The sequence below is a fragment of the Paraburkholderia sp. D1E genome, from assembly GCF_052682275.1.
Window position 1 is genome coordinate 4700533 of record NZ_JBQYMB010000001.1, and the last position, 24933, is coordinate 4725465.

Below are 24933 nucleotides of genomic sequence, written 5' to 3' on the forward strand. Positions count from 1 at the left end.
ATGACGCTGCCGTTGGCTGGAGTGCGGGTACTGGACTTATCGAATGTATTGGCGGGACCGTTCTGCGCGTATCAACTCGCGCTGCTCGGCGCCGACGTGATCAAGGTCGAGCACCCCGAAGGGGGCGACCTTGCGCGGCGCCTGGGTGCGGACAAGGAAGCGTCGACGCGCAACATGGGGGCCTCGTTCGTTGCGGTGAATGCGGGCAAGCAGTCCATCACACTCAATCTGAAAGACCCGCGCGGCAAGACCATCTTGCGCGAGCTAGTCAAAACCGCGGACGTGCTGGTCGAAAATTTCCGGCCCGGTGTGATGACGCGGCTCGGCCTGGATTTCGACGCGCTGCGCGAGGTCAATCCGAAACTCGTGTATTGCGCGATCTCGGGCTTCGGCATGGATGGCGAGTTTTCGAAACGCCCCGCCTACGATCAGATCATTCAGGGCATCTCGGGCGTGATGAGCGTAACCGGCGACGCCAACAGCGCACCGATGCGCGTCGGCTATCCGGTCTCGGACACCGTGGGGGGTCTCACGGCTGCGTTCGGCATCTGCGCTGCGTTGCTCGATGCGCGTGCGAGCGGACACGGACGCATGCTCGACGTCTCGATGCTGGAAGCCACGCTTGCGACGATGGGCTGGGTCGTCTCGAACTATCTGAACGCCGGCGTCACGCCCGTGCCGATGGGCAACGAAAATTTCACCGCCGCGCCTTCGGGCACCTTCAAAACGGGCGACGGGCCGCTCAATATCGCCGCGAACGAGAACAAGCAGTTTGCCAGCCTCTGCCATCTGATCGGCCGCGCCGATCTGCTCGACGACGCGCGTTTTTCCGAGCGCAACGCGCGCAAAGTGAACCGCGCGGCATTGAAGGCCGAAATCGAAGCGGCGCTGGCAAGCGACAGCGCGACCCACTGGGAAGCCAAATTCTTCGAAGCCGGCGTGCCGGCCGGGCGCGTGATGTCGGTGCCGGAGATCCTCGCGCACCCGCATCTGGCGTCGCGCGAGTTCATTCGCGAATTTGCCGCTGACGGTACCACTGAGCGGCAACGTGTGACGCGTGCGGGCTTTCGCCTCTCCGATGGCGACACGGCGCCGACCACACCCGCGCCGGTTCTATCGGCTCACACGCGTGAACATCTCACCTCGCTCGGGTACGACGACGCGCAAATCGACCACCTACGCTCCGAAGGAGTGATCTGAACATGACGCAAGCATTCGACGCCGCCAAGCTCGCCGCCGAGTACTGGAGCACCTCGATCATCGATATTCATCCTGGCTCGATCAAGGTGCGCGGTTTCCCGATTCAGGAGTTGATCGGCAACGTCAGCTTCCCGCAGATGATCTGGCTGATGCTGCGCGGCGAACTGCCTGACGCCGCGCAAGCGCGCTTGTTCGAGGCGGCGCTGGTGGCGTCGGTGGATCATGGTCCACATGCACCGTCGATTGCGATCTCGCGGATGGCGACCAGTTGCGGCTTGCCGTTGAACGGCGCGATGGCCTCGGCGATCAATGCGCTGGATGACGTGCATGGCGGCGCCGGTCAGCAGGCGGTCGAACTGTACGACTCGATTGCCGAACGCATGAAAGCAGGCGCCACGTTGGAAGAAGCCGTCGTGCAAGGTGTCGATGCGTTTACCGCCGAACATGGCAAGTATTTGCCCGGATTCGGGCACCGCTTTCACCCGGTCGATCCACGGGCCATCCGGCTTCTTTCTCTCGTGGACGAAAGCGTCGAACAGAAGAGTATCGGCGGACAATACGCCGCTATCGCGCGCGGAATCGAAGCACTCCTCAAGCAGCGCAAGAACAAACCCGTGCCGATGAATATCGACGGTGCAACCGCCGTGATTTACGCGGAACTCGGTTTTGCGCCGGAACTGGCACGCGGGGTGTTCTGCCTGTCACGCGCGGTCGGCATTCTGTCGCATGCCTGGGAGCAACGCGGACGCAACGAGCGCAACAAAGGCCCGATGCCGCGTCAGATGAGCTACACCTACACGGGCAAGCCCGAGCGTCACCTCTCCTGAACCGCGGCCGCGCGCCGCTGTGCGTTGCGCATCGCGCGCGAGTCGCCGCCCAATGCATCGGTTGCGCGCGCAGCGCAATCGAACAGCGCGCAGAGATTGCCCTCCAGAAACGCCTGATCGATGCGGGAACTCGGGCCCGCGAGTGTGAGCACGCCACGCACACTCTGGCGCACGCCGAATACCGGCATCGAAATCCCGGCCGTCTCGCGATCGCGCTCGCCGATCGACACACAGTAGAAGTCTTCGCGAATCTTCTCGTATGGCTCGCCCGGCGTGCCGCCGAACGCCAGCAATGCGAGGCCGCCCGAGCCGCTTTCCAGCGGCAGCACGTCGCCTTCGCGCACATGAAAACGCACCGCATGCGTTGAGTCCACGCGATGCAGGCACACACGCACCGCCTCGTCGCGTACGTAAAAGGACACGCTTTCGCCGCTCGTTTCCGCGAGTTCGTGCATCAGCGGCACCAGAATATCGCCGAGGTTCAGGCTGCGCTGGTACAGCGCGCCGAGCATGAAAGTCGCGGAGCCGAGTTGATAGCGGCCGTCGTCCAGACGCAGCAGCAGGCGGTGCTGGATCAGCGAGCCCGCGAGCCGCAACAAGGTGCTCTTGTAGAGCCCCGTGCGCGCCGCGAGTTCGGCGAGCGTGAGCGCGGCGTCGTCTGGTCTGAAGGCGAACAGAATCGCGCAAGCACGATCGATGACGGCAACGCCTTCGCTTTCCTTAGAGTTTGATTTGTCCGCTGGCGTTGGCATGAGTTAGCGTAAGTCACGTTGCTTCATATCGAAGCTGAAATTTTACGCCATGACGCGGGGCTGTCATACCTGTCAGCGGTTGTTCTGAGCCGAAACGGCGAGAAAACGGGGGACATGCGCCATTTTTCCCGACAGCAGGCACGCTTACACGTCCACCGGTTCATCCGCGGCTCGTACTCGCCACTATTGCACCGACGCCACCACCAGCGCGCCGACGTTTGCAATCGCCGCATTGCAGCGCGCCGCGTCGCCGTTCGTTCCGGTCAGGTAGACGGTGACGAGAATCGGCCCGCGTCCCGGTGGCCACAGAATCGCGACGTCGTTTGCCGTGCCGTGATCGCCCGTGCCGGTTTTATCGCCGACGCCCCAATCCTTCGGCAGCTTCGCGCGAATCCGTTCGCCGCCGGTCTGATTGGCGGCGAGCCAGGCAAGCAGCTGCGCACGCGACGACGAAGACAAACGCTCGCCCAGCAGAAGTTCGCGCAGGTTGCCGAGCATCGCGTTGGGCGTGGTGGTGTCGCGCGGATCGCCGGGCGTCGCTTCGTTCAGTGTCGGCTCATTGCGGTCCAGGCGTGTGATGCCATCGCCGATACTCCGTGCGAACGCAGTCAAGGCGGCGGGCCCGCCAAAGCTCGCCAGCAGCAGATTGGCCGCGGTGTTGTCGCTGAGCGTAATGGCCGCCTTGCACAAGTCGGCGACGCTCATCCCTGCGTCGCCAGTGAGCTCACGGGTGTGCTTACTGGTGGCCGGCGAGTACGGCACAAGATCGCTTTTAGAAAACACGATGCGCCGTTCCAGGTCCTCCTGTCCGTGATCCACGCGCGTCAGCACGAAACCCGCCGCCAGCAGTTTGAACGTGCTGCACATCGGAAAACGCTCGTCCGTCCGCAAACCGGCGTGCAATCCAGACATCGTGTCGACGATCGAAACACCGAGCCGGCCGCCGCTTTCCGCTTCGATCTGCGCGAGCCGTTGACGGATCACGTCCGCCTTGGCCATGCCGCCGTCCTGCTTCATAGCGCCCGCCTTCACCACTTTCCCGAAAGCGCCTCCACTCCCAACCGCAATCCCAGCTATCGAAACGCCAAGCATCCCACCCGCGAACTTCCGTCTTGTGATCATCGCCGCTCCTTATGTGAAGCCGCAACTATCGGTTTTCCTGCATTCGCTGGCAAACGATGATAAGTTAGTCGATACCCTAGAAAATCTTATGCTTCCGCCATGAGACCGTATCTCCCGTTAAACGCGCTGCGCGCCTTCGAGTCGTCCGCGCGACATCTGAGCTTTACACGCGCCGCGCTCGAATTGAATGTCACCCAGGCGGCCGTGAGCCAGCAGGTCAGAACGCTGGAGGAACGGCTGGGCACCGCGCTCTTCAAACGGCTGCCCCGCGGGCTGGCCATGACGGAAGAAGGTCTGGCACTACGTCCGGTCCTCACGGACGCGTTCGATCGCATCGAAGCCGTGCTCAAGCAGTTCGAGGGCGGCCATTTTCACGAGGTGTTGACGGTCGGCGTGGTGGGCACCTTCGCGGTGGGCTGGTTGATGCCACGGCTCAAGTCGTTTCGCGACGCGCATCCATTTGTCGAGCTGCGGCTGCTGACGAACAACAATCTGGTCGATCTCGCCACAGAAGGCCTCGACTTCGCGATTCGTTTCGGCGACGGCACCTGGCCCGGCTCGCTCGCCACCCGGCTGCTCGACGCGCCGCTCGCGATTCTGTGTGCGCCGGAGATCGCGCGGCGTCTGTCCGAACCTGCGGATCTCGCCAACGAAACCTTGCTGCGTTCCTATCGCGTCGACGACTGGATGACATGGTTCGCGGCCGCCGGCATCCCGCCCCGGCCGATTCGCGGACCGGTGTTCGATTCGTCACGGCTCATGGTGGAAGCGGCCATGCAGGGTGCGGGTATCGCGTTGGCGCCTGCGCTGATGTTCGATCACGAGATCGCCACGGGCCGGCTTGTGCGCCCGTTCGAGGTGGAAGTGCACGCCGGCAGCTACTGGCTGACGTGGTTGAAGGGCAAACCGATGACGCCGGCGATGTTGCTGTTCAGTCAGTGGATCGTCAAGGAAGCGGCGCTGCACACACCAAGCACACCAGGCTAGCAAACTGTCGCGCGGCGATGGCCGTTCATGGCGGGCCGCTCGGCTTGCGGCGGGAACACGTTCCACGAGCCGTCGTCGTGACGAAAAAAGAAGATCGACAGCAAACCGCCCGGCCGCAGTGCTTCCACGCAGACGTAGCGCCGATGCTGCGACGCGCTGTGGCAAAACCGCACGACACGCGCGGGCATCGACGGTGTCGGCGCGAGCCATTTATCAACGGCCCAGTGCAAGGTCTTTTCTGCGGCAACCATGATGCACTCCTTAAATCCTTGAATTCTTTAACTCGTTCCCACTCGCTCACGCGATCTGGGCGGCAACCTGACCATCCTTCACGCCACTTTCGACAAACGCCTTCACCAGACACACCAGCGCGCGCATACCGGCGCGGGGATGCCTTAAGCAGCAATGCACCTGTTCGCTGCGGCTTTCGCCAAGCAGGCACCACGCGCAAAAATGCTCGCAGTTGTTCGTCAGCAGGCGGTAGCGGTTTTCGCCGAGGCGGGAGCGCGCACGGCGTACGGCTTCATCGCCGATGTAGCGGGCGCTGGGCGTCGGGCGGATTGTCAATGGATGACCGGCGGCGAAGCGGGTTAATTCCACCTCTTCAACCGGGCCGCGATGCGCCGAGCTCGCGAAGCCTGCGTAATGGACTACGCGGCCATTACCAACGTAAATGCCGTGATGCTCGTAGCCGCTCCGTTGCGTGACGAGATGCGCGCCGATCGGCAGGTCGATGGTCGACGCTTCATTGCTGCATGCGTCGCGGCCTTCGCTGCTCGTCGGAAGATGGTTCGTGTTCATGGCCGGCCTCGCTTCGATATCCAACACTGTTGCAAGATCTTTTGCATCATCCGGGCCATGTGCGGAAAAGCCTTTGTTTAAAGGGGTGGCAGGAATTGCGAGGTGTTGTGAGCGCAGCATGTGTCCGTAGTGAGCCGACACAATTCAAGGCAATCTGTTGGCAAACGTCGATCATTTGAGGTGTTGGCTGAGCCGCAGCGAGTCGGCGAGTCAGGGGCCGGGCGTCTGCCCAATGTGTTGGGTCTCGCACCGTTGCGCGCGCCCGGATGTTGGTCGTATCCCAACCTCCGCACCTCCGCATGAACAGGCACCCCACGCCAAGCAGGCGGAATCGCCGCGCTTTCAACGGGTTACGAGAAAGCGCGCGCTCGAACCGCAAATTGGCATGGCACTTGCACCATCACGTTCAATTCCTTTTCAACCGCATGCCCGACGCACGCGGCCAACCGGAGAACGACATGGCTTCCATCACAGTGAACGACCTCTCGCTGAACCTCGCGCTCGACCGTAAAGCGATGGCGGCAATCCGCGGCGGCGGCGGTGCGCCGTGGGTGTACGGCTGGATTCAGCCCTATGTGCGGGAAACGCCGAGCATCGGTCCGGTGGTGAACCTGTACGACATCTCGAACAACTTCTATGCTAACCAGATGATCAACACGTTCCAGTCGGTGGATGTGCGCAACACCGGCGCGAACTCGAATATCAACGTCTCGCCCGACGCACGCAGCAGAAACGATACGGTGTAGCCCTTGTGACCTGTCCGAGCCAATTTCGATGGACGTCGTCCGCGCGTTCCGACGCCGGACGCGTCCGTGAAATCAACGAAGATGCCTGCCTCGACCAGCCCGAACCCGGACGCTGGGCCGTCGCCGATGGCATGGGCGGGCACGCAGTCGGCGATCTGGCGAGCCGGATGGTGATCGACGCGCTGAGCCGGCTCGCGCCGCCGCTCGCCATGAAAACCTGTATCGCCGACGCACGGGCACGGCTGCAAAAAGCCAACCGCCAACTGAGGGACGAAGCCGCGCGCCGCCAGGTGCAACGGATTGGCAGCACCGTCATCGTGCTACTCGCGTGCGACCGCTTCTGCGGCTATCTCTGGGCTGGCGACAGTCGTCTCTATCTGTACCGCGAAGGGCAGTTGCGGCAACTCACGCGCGATCATAGTCAGGTGGAAGAGCTCAAGTCGCTCGGCATGATTACCGACGAAGAAGCGCGGCATCACCCGGCGCAGCACATGATCACGCGCGCGGTCGGCGCAACGGATGTACTCGAACTCGATGACGATGCAATCGAAGTCGCGGATGGCGATGTCTTCCTGCTATGCAGCGATGGTCTGAGCAACGAGGTAAGCGATGCGGAAATACTGGCGGTGCTGACTACGGCGGCGTGTGAGCGCGCGTCCGATGAACTGGTTGAGTTGGCTATTGCACGTGGCGGACGTGACAATGTCACCGCGGTCGTGGTGCAAGCTGAAGATCCGTATGCGTCCGACAAAACCTTGCTTAATCCGGCGCCTTGAAAGCATGGGCTTGAAAGCACTACGTCGAATACGTTAAAGGCGCCTTAGGGCACCTCAGCGCACCTCCGCGTACCTCAGGCACGCAGCCTCAGCTATCGCTGTCGTCTTCATCGTGCCCATCAGCGCCGTTTTGGCTCGTGGGTGACGCATTCCGATTGCGGAAGTCCTTTGAATGCAAACCATGCTTCTTCAGGAGCATTTGCAAATGCGAGCGGTTCATATCGATGCGCCGCGCCAGTTCCGCAACGGTGCCGCTCACTTCGCGAAGGCCGCGCTCCAGGAAGGCTTTTTCCGCATCGTCACTCGCGGCGCGCTTCGCGTCGCTTAGCGACATCAGATTCGCCACGCTGATCTGCTCCTGCCCGGTCGCGGCGGCCGCATTCGACAAAACCGCGGCTGCGCCAGGCGCGGCCGGCCGCATATCCATCGGCAGATGATCGATATCCGCCATATCTCCAGCCAGACACGACACGCGATACATCACGTTGCGCAGTTCGCGAATATTGCCTGGATACGCATAGTTCAGCAAAAAGTCCCGCAGACGCGGCGTCAATCTCACCGGCCTGCGTTTTAGCGTGCCCGCGGCTTCATCGCCGAACCATGCGATCAGCAGCGGAATCTCATCGCGCCTTTCGCGCAGCGGCGGCAACGTGACGTGAATCACGCTGAGACGGTAGAACAAATCCTCGCGAAACCTACCCTCTTCGCTCAATTTCCGCAGATTGCGATTGGTTGCCGCGACGATGCGCGTATCGACGGCAATCGTCTCATCGGAGCCCACACGCTGGATCTCGTGCGCTTCCAGCACGCGCAGCAGCTTCACCTGACCGGCCAGCGGCAACTCACCGATTTCGTCGAGAAAGATCGTGCCTGTATGCGCGCTTTCGAATTTTCCCTTGCGGTCATTTGAGGCCCCTGTGAACGCGCCCTTGCGATGACCGAACAATTCCGACTCCAACAGATTCTCCGGAATAGCGCCGCAATTCACGGAGATAAACGGCTTATCCGAGCGCGAGCCATTTGCGTGGATCACCTTCGCCATGAGTTCCTTGCCGGTGCCGCTTTCGCCGTCGATCAACACCGGCAAATCGGTCGGTGCCGCTTTCTCGGCGATTTCGAGCGATTCGAGCAAACGCGGATTGTCGCCAAATGTCCCTTCAAAAATAAAACTGCGCTCGATCAATGCTTTTCTACGCGCGCCACGCGATTGGTCGGCGGGCGCAACAGGCTCAGCGGCCGTTGCGGCCTGCACAAACCGCTCCCTGTGCGAGAGCTGCATGACCTCGTCGCGTAACGAGGTGGCTTGCCGGAGCAGTTTGTCGATGTCGGCACGCTCGAGACGGGATGACCAGCGCAGCGTCGAACGCAGAATTTCGATCCGCTCGATCAGGCCCGCGTACGAAATCGCCGGGCTGGGCTCTTCTACCTGGTCGAGTATCTTCATCACGCACTCAACTGTTTCTGGACCAACTGGTAGTACATGCCGCCGCGCTGGATCAGTTCATCGTGACAGCCCTGTTCGACAATCGCCCCTTCATACAGCACCAGAATCTGGTCCGCTCGCATGATGGTGCTGAGCCGGTGCGCAATGATCACCGCCGTTCTGCCTTTCAGAATGTCGTGCATATTGCCGAGGATATTGCTTTCCGATTGCGAATCCAGCGCCGAGGTCGCTTCGTCGAATACCAGCAGACGCGGATCGTGATACAGCGCCCGCGCGATGCACAGCCGCTGGATCTGGCCGCCGGATAAACCAATGCCACGTTCACCGACAATCTGCTCGTAGCCGAGCGGCATCTTGCTGATGAACGCGTGCGCGTCGGCCATTTTCGCGACTTCTTCGATACGGCGCCGTTCGGGCGCGTCGTCGCCACTTGCTATGTTCTCGGCGATCGTGCCGGAAAACAGCAGATTGCTCTGCATGACATAGCCGATTTGCGCGCGATAGTATGCTTTATCGACCACGCCAAGATCGTAGCCGTCAATGGTCATCTTGCCTTCGGTCGGGGCGTAGAAGCCGACCAGCAGCTTGGCGAGCGTCGTCTTGCCCGAACCGCTGCGGCCTACAATCGCTACCAGTTCGCCGGGCTTGATCTCGAAGCTGATATTTTCCAGTACATACGCCGAATCGTTCTCGCCGTAGCGGAAATAGACCCCGTTGAGGCTGATTTCGCCTTGCAGTTCAGGCAGCATCACGCGCGAAGGCAAATCCTGCGGCTTCTGTTCCGGTTCGATATCGAGCACGTCGCCGAGGCGTTCCATCGCCACGCCTGCGTCGTTCAACATGCTCCATAAGCCGACCAGTCCCATCAGCGGACCCAGCACGCTACCCATGAACGCATTGAAGGCAATCAACTGACCGATGGTCATTTCACGCGCCAGCACCAGATTCGCGCCGACCCAGAGAATGGCGATCGTTGTCGCCGCGTTCAGCAACTGGCTGCCAAGCCCAACAAGAATACTGAAGGCATGCGCGCGGTATTGCACTTCGAGCGCCTTCGCGTACTTCTTCTCCCAGCGCAACCGTACCGGCCGTTCGATGCCCATACCCTTGATGGTCTCGACGCCAGCAAGCGCCTCCATCAAAAATGACTTCGATTCGGTCGACGCCGTGAACACCTCGCGCGCATAGTTCTTGATCTTCGGCGTGGCCAGCGCGGTCAGCGCCATGATCGGTATCACAAACGCGATTAGGACCAGCGTCATCTTCACGTTGTAGACGAACATGATCGTGAAGTAGATGAACACCATCAGCAGGTTGAGCGCGGTGGTCACTGTGGATTCGGTGAGGAAAGCGCGGATCGTCTGGTTCTCCTGAAAGCGCGCGAAGATATCGCCAGTTTTCCGTTTGGCGAAAAACGAAAACGGTAGCGACAGGGTGTGCTTGAAGAACTGCGACATCATCGCGAAGTCCATATTACGCACCATGAAGTTCGCGAGATACGCGCGAATCGACGACATCAGTTGCGAAAACACATTGGCGATAATCAGGCCGCCGATCAGCAGATGCAGCAGGCTGACGTTCTGATGCACGATCACGCCGTCGAGAATGTTCTGGATAATCAGTGGCGGAATCACACCAAGCACCTGAATCACGAAGGTGGCGAGGAACAGGTGGCCGAGAATCTTCTTGTACGGCCTGAGATAGCCCACAAAGCGTATCCACGGCGAACGTGCGGCGGACATCTGCAAGAGATTCGGTCCACCGGTAAATAACAGACAAGTGCCGCTCCAGCCGCGCTCGAAATCCTCCACCGTCATTTTTCTAAAGCCGAGTGCCGGATCGGCAACCCACACGTATTCCTTCGAAAGCCCGTACACCACCACATAGTGATAACCTTCCCAATGCACAATGAAGGGCAGATCGAAACCGCGCAATGAATCGAATGTGCATTGCACGCCGCGTGCAGTGAAACCGAGCGACTCGCCCGCGCGCGCGAGACTGTCGAGTGTGGCGCCTTGTGTCGTGACGTTGGCGAGTTCGCGCAGCTTGCCGAGCGTCATTGGGATGCTGTAGTGGCGGCATACCATGGCGAGACACGCGGCGCCACAATCCATTTCTTCAGCCTGTTCGACCAGCGCGAAGCGTTTGATGACCTTCTCGCCGAACTCGGGTTTGGTCTGCAAATCAAGCATCAAGGGCAACTTGCGCCGCTGTTCGAGGCGCTTTTGCCGTTGCAATTCGCGGTCGCCGTAACGAATCCGCTCATCCAGGACTTCGCGCAGCTTCGGGTTGCGCTCCAGAATGAAATGGACGGTTCGTTCGGGAATCACCAGCAGCCGCGTATCCGTCGTTGCCACGACTGACGCCATCTGCTCCTGCCGCATCAAACACGCTTTCTCGCCGAATATTTCGCCTTCCCCCAGCGTCGCAAGCGTGTAGTCGTGGCCTTCCTCATGACGGACAATGCGCACTCCGCCTTGCCGCACGACATAGAGCCGCCGGTCGTCGCGCCCGTCCTGCTTGAGAATTTCCTTGCCGGCGGCCGCCCGCTTCACGCCGACGCTGCGCACATATTCTTCGAGTTCCGCCTTGTTGAGTTTGCCGCGCAGATCGAACAACTGCGCGACGAACCCACCGGCCGAACTGATCGCCACGTAACTCGCAATAAAGGCCAAGGCAGCCTGATTGCCGGCGAGCACCGGCTCGATCGCGGTGCGAGGAATGAACAGCAGCTCGGTTTTCGCGGACGCCCGCACCGACGCCTCATGCACATACGCGCGCAACATCGCAATGTCGGCGAAAATCTCGCCGGTTTTGCGCACGCCCATGCTGGTTTCCTTGCCGTGTTCCTCGGTGAAGATACGTACCGAGCCCGAGCGAACCACATAAAGGCCGTCAGCTGTCTCGCCTGCTGAACACACTGTCTCGCCAAACGAATAAAAGCGTGCCTGCGCATATTCGGCAAGACGCTCGATCTCGTCGCGCGAAAACGGCGAGAGGATTTCCACCGAGGTGAGAAATTCGGCAGTGGGGGGCGCGGTCTGGGGTGCATCCATGTGCTTGCGGACCTCGGTTCGGCTTTGCGTTACCTGGTATTTCGATTTTGCGTTGCGGCGTCATGTGAGGTGACGCGATATACGCTGGCTAGCGTGCTTCGATCACGTGTTCCTGCGCACGCGCAATCAGCCAGCTCTCACGCAGCAGGCGCCGCACTTCAGCGGCCACATCCGCGTCGAGCGTGGCGGGATATTTCGCCGTCACGGCGAAAATCTCGAAGCACGAGCGATCCGCGGACGGAAACGGCCCCAGCAGATCACCCACCGCTGCATTGAAAATCTTCGCCTCGATATCTGGCTTCAGCGATCCGCGCAGCACCTTGCCAATCACGCCACCGGCTTCGCGGGTATCCGCAATTGAATGCTCGCGAGCCATGTCGGCGAAGCTCTCGGGATCGTCGTGCAGGTACGAGATCATCTCCTTCGCCTTGCCCTCGCTGTCGAGCACGATATGGCTCACCTCGATCGCGTCGAACTTCGGCGAATTCAGCGCGAAGTAATCCCTGATCGCCGCCTCGTTACCGACCACGTCGAGCATTTTTTCCTGATACAGCCCGTCCGTAATGAACGCCTCGAACTCGTCGAGACTCACGGCGAGCGCATCGAGGTACTGATTCATATCCGTCGCGCGATGCAAGCCGCGCACACGGCGGAACTGATCGGCGCGCTGCTGGATTTCGTCCGCAGTGACGGCAATGCCCTGTTTCTTTGCCGCATGCACCGTGAGCTTGTCGCGCACAATCTGCTCGATCAGGCTCTCGAACTGGCCGGTCAATTTCAGAAGACGAATGAACTCGGAAACGTCCACGACTTCGTCATCGATTCGCACTATCGCGGTCATGTCATCCGCTCCTTTGATTGACGTGTAATCGGCGCGCTCAACCTGCTACCTGCCTGAACGGATCGAGACCCAGATCGATCAGGCGCCGCTCGCGCACCACGATCTCCGCGCTCGCCGTCATGCCGTAGCGCAGCGGATAGCGGGTGTCGGCGATCTGGTAGTAGTTCTTGTCGAGCGTGACGCGGCCTTCGTACACCGGCTGCTTGTCCTGCACGGACGGTTTGGTGGCCGGCGAAATATAGGCGAGCGTGCCGCTGATCAACCCATAGCGCTGATACGGGAACGCGTTGAATTTCAGCTTCACGGGCTGGCCCTCGTGCAGAAAAGCACGATCGTGTTCGGCGATTTCGATCTTCAGCACGGGCTTCGCGTCTTTCGGCGCGATGCCGCCGAGCGGCGCGTTCGCCTGAATCTTGTCGCCCCGCTGTGTGGAGGTGACGTCGGTGATGACGCCGGAGACCGGTGCGAGGATCAGCAGGAAATTGTCTTTGTCGATGTTCTCGAAGCGGATCCGCGCGGCGGCTTCGGCCACGAGGCGCGCGGTCTGCAGTTGCAGACGCAGCTTGTCTTCTGCGTCGGTGATATCGCGGACTGCCGAATCGTACTGAAGCTGCAGGTCGGTGGTCTGCTGCCCGCTGGTTTCGAGTTGCGCGTTCGCTTGCGCGTATTCGTGGCTCAGGCGGAAATCCAGTTCCGCGAGTTTCGATTGCGCGACACGGTAGGCGTTATCCGCTTCCATCGCGGCGGTTCGTTTCTGCTCCACCTGCAACTCGGCGATACCGCCGCCACCCGGTTGGGCGAAAAGCCGCGAGTAGCGGTCCAGTTCCTGACGCGCCGCCTCGCGCGTACGGCGCGTGTTGTCGAGCACGCTGCGCGCTTCGTCGAGTTCGGCCTTTTGGCCCTCAGCAAGCTTGGTCGTGCCTTCGGAGACGCGGTTTTCGTGTTGATGCGATTCCACTTCCATCTGCGCCTTCAGCGCGGCCGCCTTGCGCTCCATCAGCGCTTTCTTCTCGGGGAACTGCTTCCAGTCGCGTTCGGCGTCTTCGAGTTTGAGCTGCGCCTGCAGCGCGTTGCTCGCTGCCTCGATCGCACCGCGCGCATTCAGTCGCGCCAGCACGTCGCCCTTCGATACCGGCTGCCCCTCGGCGATGTACAGATCGGCGAGCTCGCCGTCGATCGGCGCATAGATGCGGCGCACCTCCGATTCCGGTGAGAGCGTGCCTTGTGCACTGACGATCACATCCGCGCGACCCACGAACGACCACAGCAAACCGGCCACCACCAGTGCGACCATCGCCCAGATCAGCGCGCGGGCGAGCCGCACCGGCTCCGCGGTCAGAATCGCGATGCCTTCGACGCTGTGGTCCTCCAGCGCCTCCGACAACGGTCTAGGGTGACTGTCGCGTTTCACTCTGCTCGCCTCCAATCAACGCCAGCTTTGCCTTCAACAGCCCAGGGTCCAGCACCATGCGCAAGTCAGTCAGCGAACGGCGCTGCAGATCCGCTTCGGCTTCGATATCCGCGAGCAGGCGGTCGAAGTCGGTGGGATGATCCGCTTTCAGCTGCGTATAGATACGCATGCCCTGTTGCGCGGCGGACTGCGCATCGGAAAGCAGACGCGCCTCGCTGCGAAAGCCGGGCGAAATCCCCGCCTCCAGCCGTTGCGTGCCGCCGATCGGACCGCTCGCCCGATACTGCTTCCAGAGACTTTGTGCGCGCAACAACAGGTCTTGCGCACGCGCCAGTGCTTTGTCGTGCAAAGCGGCGACGTCTTTCTGAACGGATTGCACGAACCACGCGTCCGCCGTTGGGTCAAGACTGGCGTAGAACGACAGCAGGCGTTGGTCGTAATCCTTGCTGCCGCGTGTCTTCTGCAATTCGGTGAACTGGTCGAGCAGCGCTTTCTTGTGCGCCAGTTCCGCTGCGATCACGTCAGACCATGGCCCGGCAGGCATGGTCTGCAAGCCTGTCAGCGCCTGTTGTGCCTCGCCCCGCTGCCACGCCGCGCTCGCTGCGTCATGACGCTGAATGACATCCGCCGACGGCAGGCGGCTCGCAGCCAGTTGCTGAAACTGCACCTGAAATGGCGGCGTATTGAAACGCACCGTTTTCAGCAAGGCGAGCAACGGCGTCAATTGCCGACTAAGCGCGGCGTTCAGCACGTCGGCGTAATGGCGCAAGTCTTCCCGTACACGATCGAGGCCGGCGAGACGCGGATAGCGTTGCGCATAATCGTCGAGGACGGCAGGCAGCGCGTCCGGCTTGTCGCGCGCCAGTTCGGTGCGAATGGTGCCGTTCAGGCGGTCGATGGCGGCGATATACACCGAGTCGTCGCTCTCCAGTTTGCGCAAATGGCTCAGCGCCTGCGCGTACGGCTCCGCAAAAACAGGGACGTACGAGGCAATACGGTCGAGTGCGCGCTGATGGCTCCTGGCGTCGTCGTCCCAACGTTGCAGCAGGCCGCTAATCGTGGCCTCGTCGGTGTACATGCGGATCGGCGCGTCTGCCCCGCCGCGCCCCACCACGAAGCGCTCCAGGTCTCCCACCCACTGCAATTCGCCGACCAGAGAGGCGGCGTCCGCATTGTTTGTACTCAACGCGCTCATCTCCTTGAGCAGCGCGTCGGCCTGATCGAACTGCGCCTTTTGCAGCGTGTTCAGCCAGTTGGGGAGTTTCGCCTTGAGTAGCGCTTCGCTCGCCAATGCGCTGACTTTCGTGTCGGTGGGATGATTCGCCAGGTAGCCGTTTGCCGCCGTCACCGCGCTGGTGTAATCGCCGCTCGCCAGCATATTTCTCAACTCGCGCTCTGAAGAGCCGCGCATGTAGAGCGTCAGCGCAATGATCACCAGAACGACGAAGGCCGCGCCACTCCACCACGCGGCACGATGCACCATCGCGTGATCACTACCCGCAAAGGCTTTGCTGAGTTCGCTCGCGAGTAGACGCCAACGCCGTGATCGGCCCTTCTGTGCGTTTGTTTCATTCGTGCCTTGCCGCGCATGTGCGCCGTTTGCGCCCTGCGCGCCGTTTGTTCTGTTCGTGCCCTTCGCGCCATGTGTGCCATTTACGCCGCTAACACCGCCTGTCAGCGTGTCGCGCTTCGCGTGTGCCGATGCGGCCTGCGCTGCCTCGTTGACTTCGTCTTCGCGTTGTAGCCCCGGGTCGACGCAAAAGATATCGAGGAACGAATGCGCGGCGGCAACGAACGTGGTCTTGTCGGTATCGGCAGCTTCGTCGACGGCGGGATTGAGGAATACCTGGGTCACGGTGGGCTCGACTTCAGGGGGTTTTTGCAGTGTCACCCTGTAGACGAAGTGGTCGCCGCCAAATGCAAGGAGGTCCCCCTCCACAAGCGGCAGCGCGGTTTCGTCGAGCCGCTTTCCGCCGACGAATGTCCCGTTGGTGCTGCCCAGATCTTCGAGGTAGAGTTCGCCACTCTTCAGAAAGATGTGCGCATGGCGCCGCGAGATGTAGTTGACCTGATGCGGATAGCGGTCCTTGTAGCGCGAGAAGACTTCGTCCGCCTTGCTGATGAGAAAGGGGAACGCCTGCACGTCGATGGGCTGAAGCCCGAGGTCGTCGCGTTGCGGCACCAGCAGCAAGCCGGGCACGGGAACCGAGCTGGCAGCAGCGACGATTCGCGCGCGCGGCTCGATACTCACGCGATAGCAAAGCTCGCCGCCAAAGCACAATTCGTCGCCGGCACGCACCCGCGCGGGCGCCTGCCGCACCGCAACGCCGTTGAGTGTCGTGCCGTTCTTGCTGCCAAGATCGGCGACATAGACAGCGCCATGTTCCGTAAAGATGCGCGCATGGCGGCGTGACAGGCGGGTAATCCGTTCAGCGGGATAGTCGGTAAACGGCACCTCGCTGCGCCCGATCGCGAACAGATTATCGACGATCCGGATCGCATTGAGCGCGGGACGCTGCGCGGAGGCAACCGGCGACAGCACCACGTCGAATGTGGAGTCCAGTGTCGCGCGCATCTCAGCAATCGGAGCGTCCCCGTTGGCCATTTTATCTGGATCACTAATCGTTTACCCGCTGCGGCGAGAGCGCAACAGGAACGGAAAGAAGAGTTACGGCGAATAGTGGATGTTCTAGTGAGCCGTGCAGAATCCGGCTCCTTACAAATTTTAAGTCACGCATCGCAAGTGTCAATTTTCAAATCGTCGGTTGCAAGGGCCATTCATGCGTCATATGCAGCCGAAATACGCCGCGCCTCGGATTAGCTCAGTGTTCCTTTACTTCCGTTTGCACATCCACGCTCGGCCAGCCACCGCCCAACGCCTTATAGAGCAACACCGTGTCCGACAGAATCAGTTGATGGTTGGCCAGCAATTCCTGCTGCGCCGCCAGCAAAGTCCGTTCGGTTTCGAAAACTTCCAGTTGCGACACCACGCCAAGGCGTAATTGCGACTGGATCTGATCGGCGACGATTTGCAGACGTGACACCTCCTGCTGCAACTCCACACGCTGCGCCTTGTGCGAATTCAGATTGACCAGCGCGTTTTCCACTTCCTCGAACGCCCCCATCACGGCTACGCGGTACTGTTGTTCGGCGACGGTCGATTGCGCCTTCGTGACCTTCACATGCGCCCGCACACCAGGATCGAGCAGCGGAATGTTGATGCTAGGCATGAATCCGTAGGTGAACGACTTCAGCAAATCGGTCAGCGCGAAACTCGCGGTGCCACCGTGGCCAGTGAGGTTGATGGTGGGCAGTTGCGCGAGCTTGGCCTGGCCGACCAGGTCGTAGGCTTCCAGCACTCTGAACTCGGCGGCCACCACGTCGGGGCGCCGTGCGAGGAGTTGCGCGGGCAAACCGTCGGGCACTACGGGCAATTGCACGCGTTGCTGCAAATGTCCTTTCGGCAACTGGAACTCGCCCGCCGGCACGCCGAGCAGCGTGCATAGCGCGTTGTTCGCGAGATCACGCGAGCGGCGCAGTTCGAGCAACTGATTCGTCAGACGGTTGATCTCGGCCTGTTGCCGTAACACCTGAGTTTGCGGCACGAGGCCGTTGCGGCGTTGACCGTCATAAATGGTGAGAATCTGCCTGTTCGTGACGAGCGTGTGTTGCTGCTGCTCGATCTGGTCGTCGAATTGCAGGATCTGGAAATAGGTACTTGAGACGTTCGACACCAGTTCCAGATAGCCGGCGCGCCAATCCGCTTCGCTCGCGTGGAATTCGGCCTTTTGCGCCTGTACGCCCTTCTCCACTTTGCCCCAGATATCGATGTCCCAGCTCACTTGCGTCGCGACGTTGTACTGTTTTGCAAACGTCTGACCCGTACTCTTTTCGAAATCGGCACCGCCGCCGAGATCCATGGTCGGCAATGCGCCCGCTTTGGCCTCACCGATCTGCGTGCCGGCCACGTCGATACGTGCGGCCAGTACCTTGATATCGAAGTTGCTGGCGATCGCTTTCGCGATCAGCGTGTCCAGATACGGATCGTGGAAACTTTTCCACCAGTCCGGCTCGATGGTCGCGGCCGCCGATACCGGCGAGCCCTTCTGATCCGACCACGACGCCTTGGCCGGTGTATCCGGCCGCTTGTAGTCGGGCATGCTGACGTCGATGCACGCGCACAGCGACAGCGCGCAGGCCGTTGCAGCGCAGAGTCCGCGCAGCGCCGCGGCCATACGGCTTGCACTCGCCGGTTGACGATCCACACAGCACTGCGCCGAAGCGCTGAAAGAGTACTGACGGACCACTGAATCAAGCAACGCTGACACGATTTTCTCCGATGACACCGGCTACGCTGCACGAGGAGAACGCGCTGTTTAAGTAAAGCATGTCCTGCCCGGCTTCACCATCGAAGCGGTGCGGAAATGTCGGCGCGGGGATCGGGCGGTGACGCCAGGGTCGTGTGGAAAGAACGATTGGATGCGAAATCTTTTTGACGCGTTGAGGTGGCGCGTCCCGCGGAGGCCTGAGCGCCTCCGCGGCGGCGGGCGCCGTTCAATACACGTTGATGTTGTTGCTGGAGCTCACATGCGGGTCGATCGTGGTGGTGACACCGGCAACGAACGCTGCGTTGTTGCCGTTCGCGTTCTGAATGTTCATCGTGGTGCTGATCAGTTGCGTGGCGTCGACGGTCTTGCTGTTGTTCGGCGCGTACACGGGCATGAAGTTGAAGTACGACGAAGACGGGCCGAAGCCGCCGCGCACGCCGCTCATGGCCTTGCTGTCGAGTTGGGCGGTGAGGGACAGGTCTTTGATCATTAGCGTGTTCATGGTAAATCTCCTGGAAGGGAAACAGCACAGTCTTGCGGTTGGGTTCGAGCATCTTGTCTGCTCGAGTGTCACTAATGCATGGGCTGTGCCAGTTTCGCTTTCCGTTCCCAAGAAATATTCCGAACGGCTGTAGATAAGGGACTTCGGGGATGGTGTGCCGTTAGACGCAGCGCGACGGCTGCAAAGCACCAGGTTCGCACTGGTGGATCGCAACCAACAACTCACGCGACGGTGTTGGTTGCAACGTGACACTGAAATGGAAAGCCGATCGCACCAACCAAAACCAATACAGGTCAACGCGCAATGACCGTGATCTTCTTCGAGTACACCGGCGGATTGTGCGGCATATGCATGTCGTCGCCCATCAGCAGTTGCAACGTGTGCTTGCCAGGCGGCAGTTGAATCATCGTTTCCGTTTCGCCCGCGCCGAAATGCAGATGATTGCGGTCATTTGGAATTTCCTGGTCCATCGGTGGCAGGTCAGTATCGATCAACAGATGGTGGTGCCCCGTGTTCGGATACTTGACGCCTTTGGGCGCCACACCCATATAGCGCAAGCCGAACCACACCCGAAACGGTTTGTTGGCCTGCACCACCTGCCCGTCGTTCGGATAGCCGATATAGACATGTGCGCCGGCCGGCGACGGTGTCGTGCCGGCCGTGGCGAAATTCGGCGCGGCCAGTGACGCCAATGTCACAAGCGCCGCGAGCGCGATGATCCTGTACATGTTGGTCTCTCCGTCCTGACGGACCCGCTTTGAATGAACGGGACAGCTAGTCTTTTAGTACGGTGATGGTGATCTTCTTCGAATACACCGGTGGTACGTGCGGCACGTGGTGATGGTCACCGAGAATGAGCTGCAATGTGTGCTTGCCTGGCGGCAACTCGATGCGCGCGTCGGTTTCGCCCGCACCGAAATGCAGGTGATTACGGTCCGACGGAATTTCCTGGTCGAGCGGCGGCAGATCCGTGTCGATCAGCAGATGATGATGCCCGGTGTTCGGAATCGCCACGCCCTTCGGGCACACACCCATGTTGCGCAGACCCATGCGGACCCACAGCTTGCCGCCGTGAATCACCGCCCCGTCCGACGGCCAGATGATGTATTCCTCGGCGCCCGGTGGCGAAGGCGTTTGTTCGGCAAGTGCGAATTCGGTCGTTGACGCAATACCGAGCAGGAGAGAACAGGTGGCGCACAAAACCGTGCAGAGCTTTGCAAGGCCCATCTTCGTTCCATGACGTATGTCGAGCACGCCAGGTGTGAGGGTTCTTCGCATTGCGCACTCTCCCGAAGATTGGTCATGGCTGCCTCGGCTGCGCAATGCGCAGCCGGACGCTCCGGCTGAATGTCGCGGGCGCTCGCGTAGTTTCACGTGAGTTCACGGGGCGGATTCACGTCGATGAGCGGCAGTACTATTAAAACGGCCGTACTGCCCTACTTTGTGAATTAGCTTAGGACGTAACTTGCCAAAAAGATACGCCACACTCGTTAACCGTATAACGCATTGATGATGTGCGGACAGTTGTGACGCGCAAACCGCGTGCTATCGTTGTTCATAGGTTGTCGATGGAGAGTCGATAGCGGCATCGATGCTGCACCCGATCCACTCCAACGGCTGACGCGGACGTCTCTGTCGTCGAAACCCTATGTTCTGTCCGGAATAAACAGGATACGAATATGTGGCGAACATTCCTGCTGGTGTGTATGGCCGGGGTCATTCAGATGCATTGGGGCAACGCTTACGCCGCGGCACAGCGTGAGGGCGCGGAGCACGGCGCTGCCGCTACGCGTGCGACAGCCACGTCCATCGCATCGCTCACACTGCAAAAAGACAATACGTTGCTGCCGCGCATCGCGCTGGTGATCGGTAATGACACCCACAGTCAAGATGCAGATCCGGTCCGCGATAATGCGCTGCGCGACGCTGAAGCCATGCGGGACACACTGCGCGCGCACGGCTTCGACGTCATCATGCGCAGCAATGCGACGCCGCAGCAAATGCGGCAAGCCATCCGCGAATTCGGCCAACGTCTGCGCGACGGCGACACCGGACTCTTCTATTTCGCGGGACACGGCATGCAAATCGGACGGCAGACGCTGCTCGTGCCCGCCGGCCTCGATGTACGCACGCCGGCACGGCTCGTCAGCGAAGGCGTCGATCTGAATACCGTATTGCAGGCAATGCGCACGCCGCGTGCCGGTGCACTCAATCTCGTGATTCTCGATACGTGCCTGAACAACCCGTTCTCCAGCGACGTAACGCTCGATGCGTCCGCGCTGCCTGCCAATACGGTGATTGCGTATGCCACTGCGCCGGGAGGGTTTGCAGCCGACGGCATGCATCACGGTGTCTATACGAACACATTGCTGCGAACACTCAACGACACTTCTTCATTGCAGGATCTTGCGGGATTGTTTCAACGCGTCGCGACGCAGGTTAGCGAGGCCACCGGCGGTGAGCAAACACCGTGGATCGCTTCATCGCTTGCCAGCGACGGGAGCCTGAATGGGCCGGTATCCCGCACGGCTATTGCGGCACTCACATTCGCTGCCAGCGACAACCCCATTGTCGCGCTGCACAGCAGAGGCATCCTGCCCAAGGACAGCAGCGAGCAATACGAAATTACCTTCTGGGATTCCATCAAGGACAGCAACTACCCCAGCGACTACGAGGCCTATTTGAAGGCCTACCCGAATGGCCGCTTTGCCACGCTCGCCCACGCGCGCATCGACCGGTTGCGCGCTGCGGCGTCGGGGAGTGCGCCATCCACTTCGCCATCTGCCACGACATCTGCTGCGCCACTGGTTGCGCCAGCGGTTGCACCGGCACAGCAAGCCGCGCGACCCACCCCGCCCGCCAGCGCGGCGCCGCAGGGCCACCCGCACGCCGCCGTGCCGCCGCCAACTGCGTCGACCGCTCCACCTGGCGCACCTTCCACGCCAGCGGTCGCGCAAAAGCCCGCAACGCATGCACCAAGCGCAGGCGAAAGCCGCGATTGCGCCACCTGCCCGATCATGATCGCGTTGCCCGCGGGCGCGTTCTCGATGGGCAGCAGCACCGACGACCCGTCCGAAAAACCCCTCCATCACGTGACCATCGGCGCGCCGTTCGCGATCGGCAAGTACGAGGTGACCGTCGAGCAATGGAACGCGTGTGCCGCCGCGAATGCCTGTCAAAAGCTGACGCCCGAAAACAATACAAACAAAGCGACACCGGCACGCGACCTCAGTTGGGACGACGCGCAACAGTACGTGAAGTGGCTGAGCAAAACGACCGGCAAACCGTACCGCTTGCCGACGGAGGCCGAATGGGAATACGCCGACCGTGGCGGCACCACGACGGCATACTGGTGGGGCGATCAGATGCGCAAGGGCAACGCCAATTGCAAGGACTGCGGCGATCCCTGGCACAAGGAGGGGCCCGAAGCGGCCGGCTCGTTCGCGCCGAATCCGGTTGGCCTGTATGACATGAACGGCAATGTCTGGGAATGGGTCGCCGATTGCTGGCACAACTCCTACCAGGGCGCGCCCACCGACGGCCACGCGTGGGACAGCCCAAGCTGCGACATGCGCGTGATTCGCGGCGGTTCGTGGCGCGAAGGCGGGAGCTACATGCTGAGCGCGACGCGCTTCAAGTACAGCGCGAGCGTGCGCCAGTCGCAAGATGGCTTCAGGGTGGTCAAGGATCTGAAGTAACGCGGTGGCGACCACAGTGGACGCGGGTCATGCTGGGCGGTGGGTGCGTCTTGGGCTGCGAGCGTTTCGGAAGCGGCGGACGATCCCGGCGCGCCCCTTAAGGCGTGTGCGGCTTCGTCGTGATTGGCGCGAAGTCGGCGACGATGTGATCCTGACCGTATTTGCCGGCGATCTGCGCGAGCCGCGTATCCAGTGCGTGCAGATAATCGGCACGTGATTCGCTTTCGGGCCGCGGCTTGTCGAATAGCGGCGCGGGCGTAATCAACAGCACCACCATCTCCGATCCAAACGGCTTCGAAATGATCCAGTCACCGGCGCTGCCGATCGTGGCCGAATAGTGCGGGGGCGCCTGATTGTCTTTCGCACGCGGACTCGGCACCATGTGCACGACGCTGCCGTCGAGCTGGTAATAGTCGAGGTTCACGTACGAGTCGTAAGCGGGCGTGGTCACGTCGACGACCAGCGGATCGCCTTCGCTCAACTGGCCGCCAGGCGGCCGCACATGCAGCGACGCAACGTGGCCCGCCCGCCAGTTGCGGGTCCAATAGGGGGCAAGCGCGTTGATCGTGGCGCATTTGTCGTCGGCGAGTGGCTCAACCTGGAGCGTCAGCGTGTCGACGCCCGGCAATGCCGTCAGCGTGTCCTTCAGATGCGCCGCGCCGTAGCGCTGCGAGACGTAGCCGCGCACTGTCAACGAGTGGTCTTGTGCCGAAGCGGACAGCGCCGAGCACGGCACCTGCGCCAGAACCGGCGCGACGGCGGCCAGGGTCAACGCGGGTTGGGGCGCGGGTGGTTCAGGAGGTTGCGCCTGGGGTGATGACCCGGGCCCCATTGCGGTTAGCGCTGAGGTTGTCCCGACAGATGAGCCTGCGGTCGGTTTTCCGGTGCCCCCAGCGATTGGCGCGGTTGTCGAAGGGGGTTCAGGCGCGCTCGCTACCGTTGCTGCAGCAACAGGCTTCGCGACCGAAGCCGCTTGATCCGCTGACACCTCCGAAGCCGGCTGCGCAGCACTTTGCCGATTCGGCGCTGACCGCAACGCAAACACGCCAACAACCGCGGCGCACACCACTGCAAAACCCGCGAACCCCGCCTTGACCAACGTACCCGATTTCTCCGCGCGCGCTTCGTTGTCGAACTCCGCAATGAAGCGCACGACGCTCGGCATACGCGTGGCACGATCGAACGAAAGCGCGGTACGCAATGCGCGCCACTGTTTGGCATCGAGATTGGGCGGCCGCTGCGGCTTGAAGTCCGCATTGCGGGCCTGTGTCGCCGACAATCGGTCGAACGGATGGTGGCCCGTCAATAACTCGTAGGTAATGCAGCCGAGCGCGTAGATATCGTCGCGCGGGTCCGGCTCGCGATGCTCGATCATCTCCGGACTCGCATACGCGGGCGTCAACGCGCCGAGACTGCCGGGGTCGAACACGGTGGCGTCGCTCTCCTCCTCCGGCCGCTGGAACACGCGGGCGATACCGAAGTCGATCACCTTCACTTCGGCATTCGTCGTGAGAAAGACGTTGGCGGGTTTGAAATCGCAATGTACAAAGCCGTGTTCGTGCGCATAGGCGAGCGCATTGCACATGCCGCGCACAATCGGCAGCGCGGCGCGAACCGGCATTCCCTGATAGCCCGGCGTGCGCAATAGCTGGCTCAGCGGCTTGCCGGTGAGGTACTCCATCGTCAGGTAGACGATCGGTCCGTCGCGGTCGAAGTCGTACACCGCGATGATGTTGCGGTGCGCCAGCACCTGCGCCTTGCGCGCCTCGCGTTGCAGCGCGACGAGTGAATTCGGATTGCCGCGAAACTGGACGTTGAGCACCTTGACCGCGAGATACGGTTTGCGATCCGACGCCTCGAGCTTGCGCAAATCGAGCGCCTTGTAGACCGTGCCCATCCCGCCGACACCCAGACATTCCTCAAGGACGAAGCGGTTGTTCAGCGTATCGCCGGTGCCTTTGATCTGATCGTGTCCCGGCACACTGGCGGCGCTCCCGGCACTTGTGGAGCCTGCCGCGTTCGCCCCACTCGCCGAGCGTACCGACGGTATCTCGACGGTGGTCTGCATGCCGGTTTCTTCGCCGCCGGCCGCCACGTTCGAGACACGCAACTGTTCGATGCGCCGCCGCACCTCGGTGTAGAGATCGTCGGGCAAAGGGGCTTTGCGATGCGCTGCGCCGAGCATGTCCAGCAGCTGCGTGGGACCGAGTCCTTCGGTCGTCAACGTGCTGTCGAGTTGAGCGACGAACTCGTCACGTGACAGCTCGCCGCTCTGATAGTCGCGAATCACATGCGCAAGGCTAGCCATTTGTGCGAAGCGCCCCCGCTGCCGTTGGGCCGGATCGCATGCGACCGGAGCCTTTCGGGCTGATAGAAAACCTGTCGTAACCAGTTACATGTGCCGCTTCGATACTAGCTCCCGACCCGCGCTTTCGCAAACCA

Annotated in this window: 20 protein-coding genes and 1 pseudogene; 7 read left to right on the forward strand and 14 right to left on the reverse strand. The window is 61.3% G+C overall.

Features of this window, described 5'->3' with window-relative positions; translation table 11 throughout:
- Together ACUN0E_RS20945 and ACUN0E_RS20950 are read left to right on the forward strand one after the other, a co-directional pair.
- A complete protein-coding gene (locus ACUN0E_RS20945) occupies positions 1-1200 on the forward strand; it encodes a CaiB/BaiF CoA transferase family protein (RefSeq protein ID WP_445567860.1) in 1200 nt (399 codons plus the stop codon).
- A gap of 2 nt (positions 1201-1202) precedes the next feature.
- Positions 1203-2027: a citryl-CoA lyase gene (locus tag ACUN0E_RS20950; RefSeq protein WP_445567861.1), complete on the forward strand. Its 825-nt coding sequence runs from the start codon at positions 1203-1205 to the stop codon at positions 2025-2027.
- On the opposite strand, the gene ACUN0E_RS20955 is transcribed toward ACUN0E_RS20950, so the two are convergent.
- Together ACUN0E_RS20955 and bla are read right to left on the reverse strand one after the other, a co-directional pair.
- On the reverse strand, positions 2015-2779 hold the full coding sequence (locus tag ACUN0E_RS20955; RefSeq protein WP_445567862.1) for an IclR family transcriptional regulator: 765 nt from the start codon (positions 2777-2779) through the stop codon (positions 2015-2017). The genes ACUN0E_RS20950 and ACUN0E_RS20955 overlap by 13 nt on opposite strands.
- Before the next feature lie 183 nt (positions 2780-2962).
- Positions 2963-3901 (reverse strand): class A beta-lactamase, encoded by a 939-nt coding sequence (bla, locus tag ACUN0E_RS20960; protein ID WP_445567863.1) that lies wholly within the window; start codon positions 3899-3901, stop codon positions 2963-2965.
- Between the two features lie 99 nt (positions 3902-4000).
- Here bla and ACUN0E_RS20965 point away from each other — a divergent pair, with 99 nt between their 5' ends.
- The gene (locus tag ACUN0E_RS20965; protein WP_445567864.1) at positions 4001-4888 is read left to right on the forward strand and encodes a LysR family transcriptional regulator; all 888 of its coding nucleotides are present in this window, start codon (positions 4001-4003) and stop codon (positions 4886-4888) included.
- Here ACUN0E_RS20965 and ACUN0E_RS20970 read toward each other — a convergent pair.
- On the reverse strand, positions 4885-5139 hold the full coding sequence (locus ACUN0E_RS20970; RefSeq protein ID WP_408233229.1) for a hypothetical protein: 255 nt from the start codon (positions 5137-5139) through the stop codon (positions 4885-4887). The genes ACUN0E_RS20965 and ACUN0E_RS20970 overlap by 4 nt on opposite strands.
- Positions 5140-5185: 46 nt before the next feature.
- Positions 5186-5689 (reverse strand): lecithin retinol acyltransferase family protein, encoded by a 504-nt coding sequence (locus tag ACUN0E_RS20975; protein WP_408391541.1) that lies wholly within the window; start codon positions 5687-5689, stop codon positions 5186-5188.
- 458 nt (positions 5690-6147) lie between these two features.
- Here ACUN0E_RS20975 and ACUN0E_RS20980 point away from each other — a divergent pair, with 458 nt between their 5' ends.
- Together ACUN0E_RS20980 and ACUN0E_RS20985 are read left to right on the forward strand one after the other, a co-directional pair.
- Complete coding sequence (locus tag ACUN0E_RS20980; RefSeq protein ID WP_054035641.1) at positions 6148-6435, forward strand: hypothetical protein; 288 nt, start codon at positions 6148-6150, stop codon at positions 6433-6435.
- 5 nt (positions 6436-6440) lie between these two features.
- A complete protein-coding gene (locus ACUN0E_RS20985; protein ID WP_445567865.1) occupies positions 6441-7211 on the forward strand; it encodes a PP2C family protein-serine/threonine phosphatase in 771 nt (256 codons plus the stop codon).
- A gap of 88 nt (positions 7212-7299) precedes the next feature.
- Here ACUN0E_RS20985 and ACUN0E_RS20990 read toward each other — a convergent pair whose 3' ends face one another.
- From ACUN0E_RS20990 to ACUN0E_RS21030, 9 genes are all read right to left on the reverse strand, one after another.
- The gene (locus ACUN0E_RS20990) at positions 7300-8658 is read right to left on the reverse strand and encodes a sigma-54 interaction domain-containing protein (RefSeq protein ID WP_445567866.1); all 1359 of its coding nucleotides are present in this window, start codon (positions 8656-8658) and stop codon (positions 7300-7302) included.
- Positions 8655-11711 (reverse strand): peptidase domain-containing ABC transporter, encoded by a 3057-nt coding sequence (locus ACUN0E_RS20995; RefSeq protein ID WP_445567867.1) that lies wholly within the window; start codon positions 11709-11711, stop codon positions 8655-8657. Before ACUN0E_RS20995 ends, ACUN0E_RS20990 begins: the two co-directional genes overlap by 4 nt.
- An 88-nt stretch (positions 11712-11799) precedes the next feature.
- Complete coding sequence (locus ACUN0E_RS21000; protein ID WP_408233246.1) at positions 11800-12552, reverse strand: peptidylprolyl isomerase; 753 nt, start codon at positions 12550-12552, stop codon at positions 11800-11802.
- Between the two features lie 37 nt (positions 12553-12589).
- Positions 12590-13963 carry an HlyD family efflux transporter periplasmic adaptor subunit gene (locus ACUN0E_RS21005; protein WP_445567868.1) on the reverse strand — a complete coding sequence of 458 codons (1374 nt, stop codon included), beginning with the start codon at positions 13961-13963 and terminating at the stop codon, positions 12590-12592.
- A complete protein-coding gene (locus ACUN0E_RS21010) occupies positions 13941-16568 on the reverse strand; it encodes an FHA domain-containing protein (RefSeq protein WP_445567869.1) in 2628 nt (875 codons plus the stop codon). The genes ACUN0E_RS21005 and ACUN0E_RS21010 overlap by 23 nt, the downstream gene beginning before the upstream one ends.
- Positions 16569-16785: 217 nt before the next feature.
- On the reverse strand, positions 16786-18198 hold the full coding sequence (locus tag ACUN0E_RS21015; protein ID WP_408391573.1) for an efflux transporter outer membrane subunit: 1413 nt from the start codon (positions 18196-18198) through the stop codon (positions 16786-16788).
- A gap of 319 nt (positions 18199-18517) precedes the next feature.
- Entirely contained in the window at positions 18518-18793 is a 276-nt protein-coding gene (locus ACUN0E_RS21020) for a hypothetical protein (protein WP_408339340.1), read from the reverse strand.
- Positions 18794-19086: 293 nt separating this feature from the next.
- Positions 19087-19521, reverse strand: coding sequence for a DUF4399 domain-containing protein (locus ACUN0E_RS21025; RefSeq protein WP_408233258.1), 435 nt, complete (start codon positions 19519-19521; stop codon positions 19087-19089).
- 46 nt (positions 19522-19567) lie between these two features.
- Positions 19568-20071 (reverse strand): DUF4399 domain-containing protein, encoded by a 504-nt coding sequence (locus ACUN0E_RS21030; protein ID WP_445567870.1) that lies wholly within the window; start codon positions 20069-20071, stop codon positions 19568-19570.
- A gap of 446 nt (positions 20072-20517) precedes the next feature.
- Between ACUN0E_RS21030 and ACUN0E_RS21035 the strand changes: the two are divergent.
- A pseudogene (locus ACUN0E_RS21035) lies at positions 20518-21225 on the forward strand (caspase family protein); the annotation flags it as partial.
- The gene (locus ACUN0E_RS21040; protein WP_445570497.1) at positions 21208-22491 is read left to right on the forward strand and encodes an SUMF1/EgtB/PvdO family nonheme iron enzyme; all 1284 of its coding nucleotides are present in this window, start codon (positions 21208-21210) and stop codon (positions 22489-22491) included. The pseudogene ACUN0E_RS21035 and the gene ACUN0E_RS21040, both read left to right, overlap by 18 nt.
- A gap of 97 nt (positions 22492-22588) precedes the next feature.
- On the opposite strand, the gene ACUN0E_RS21045 is transcribed toward ACUN0E_RS21040, so the two are convergent.
- A complete protein-coding gene (locus ACUN0E_RS21045) occupies positions 22589-24799 on the reverse strand; it encodes a protein kinase domain-containing protein (RefSeq protein ID WP_445567871.1) in 2211 nt (736 codons plus the stop codon).
- Positions 24800-24933: the final 134 nt, after the last annotated feature.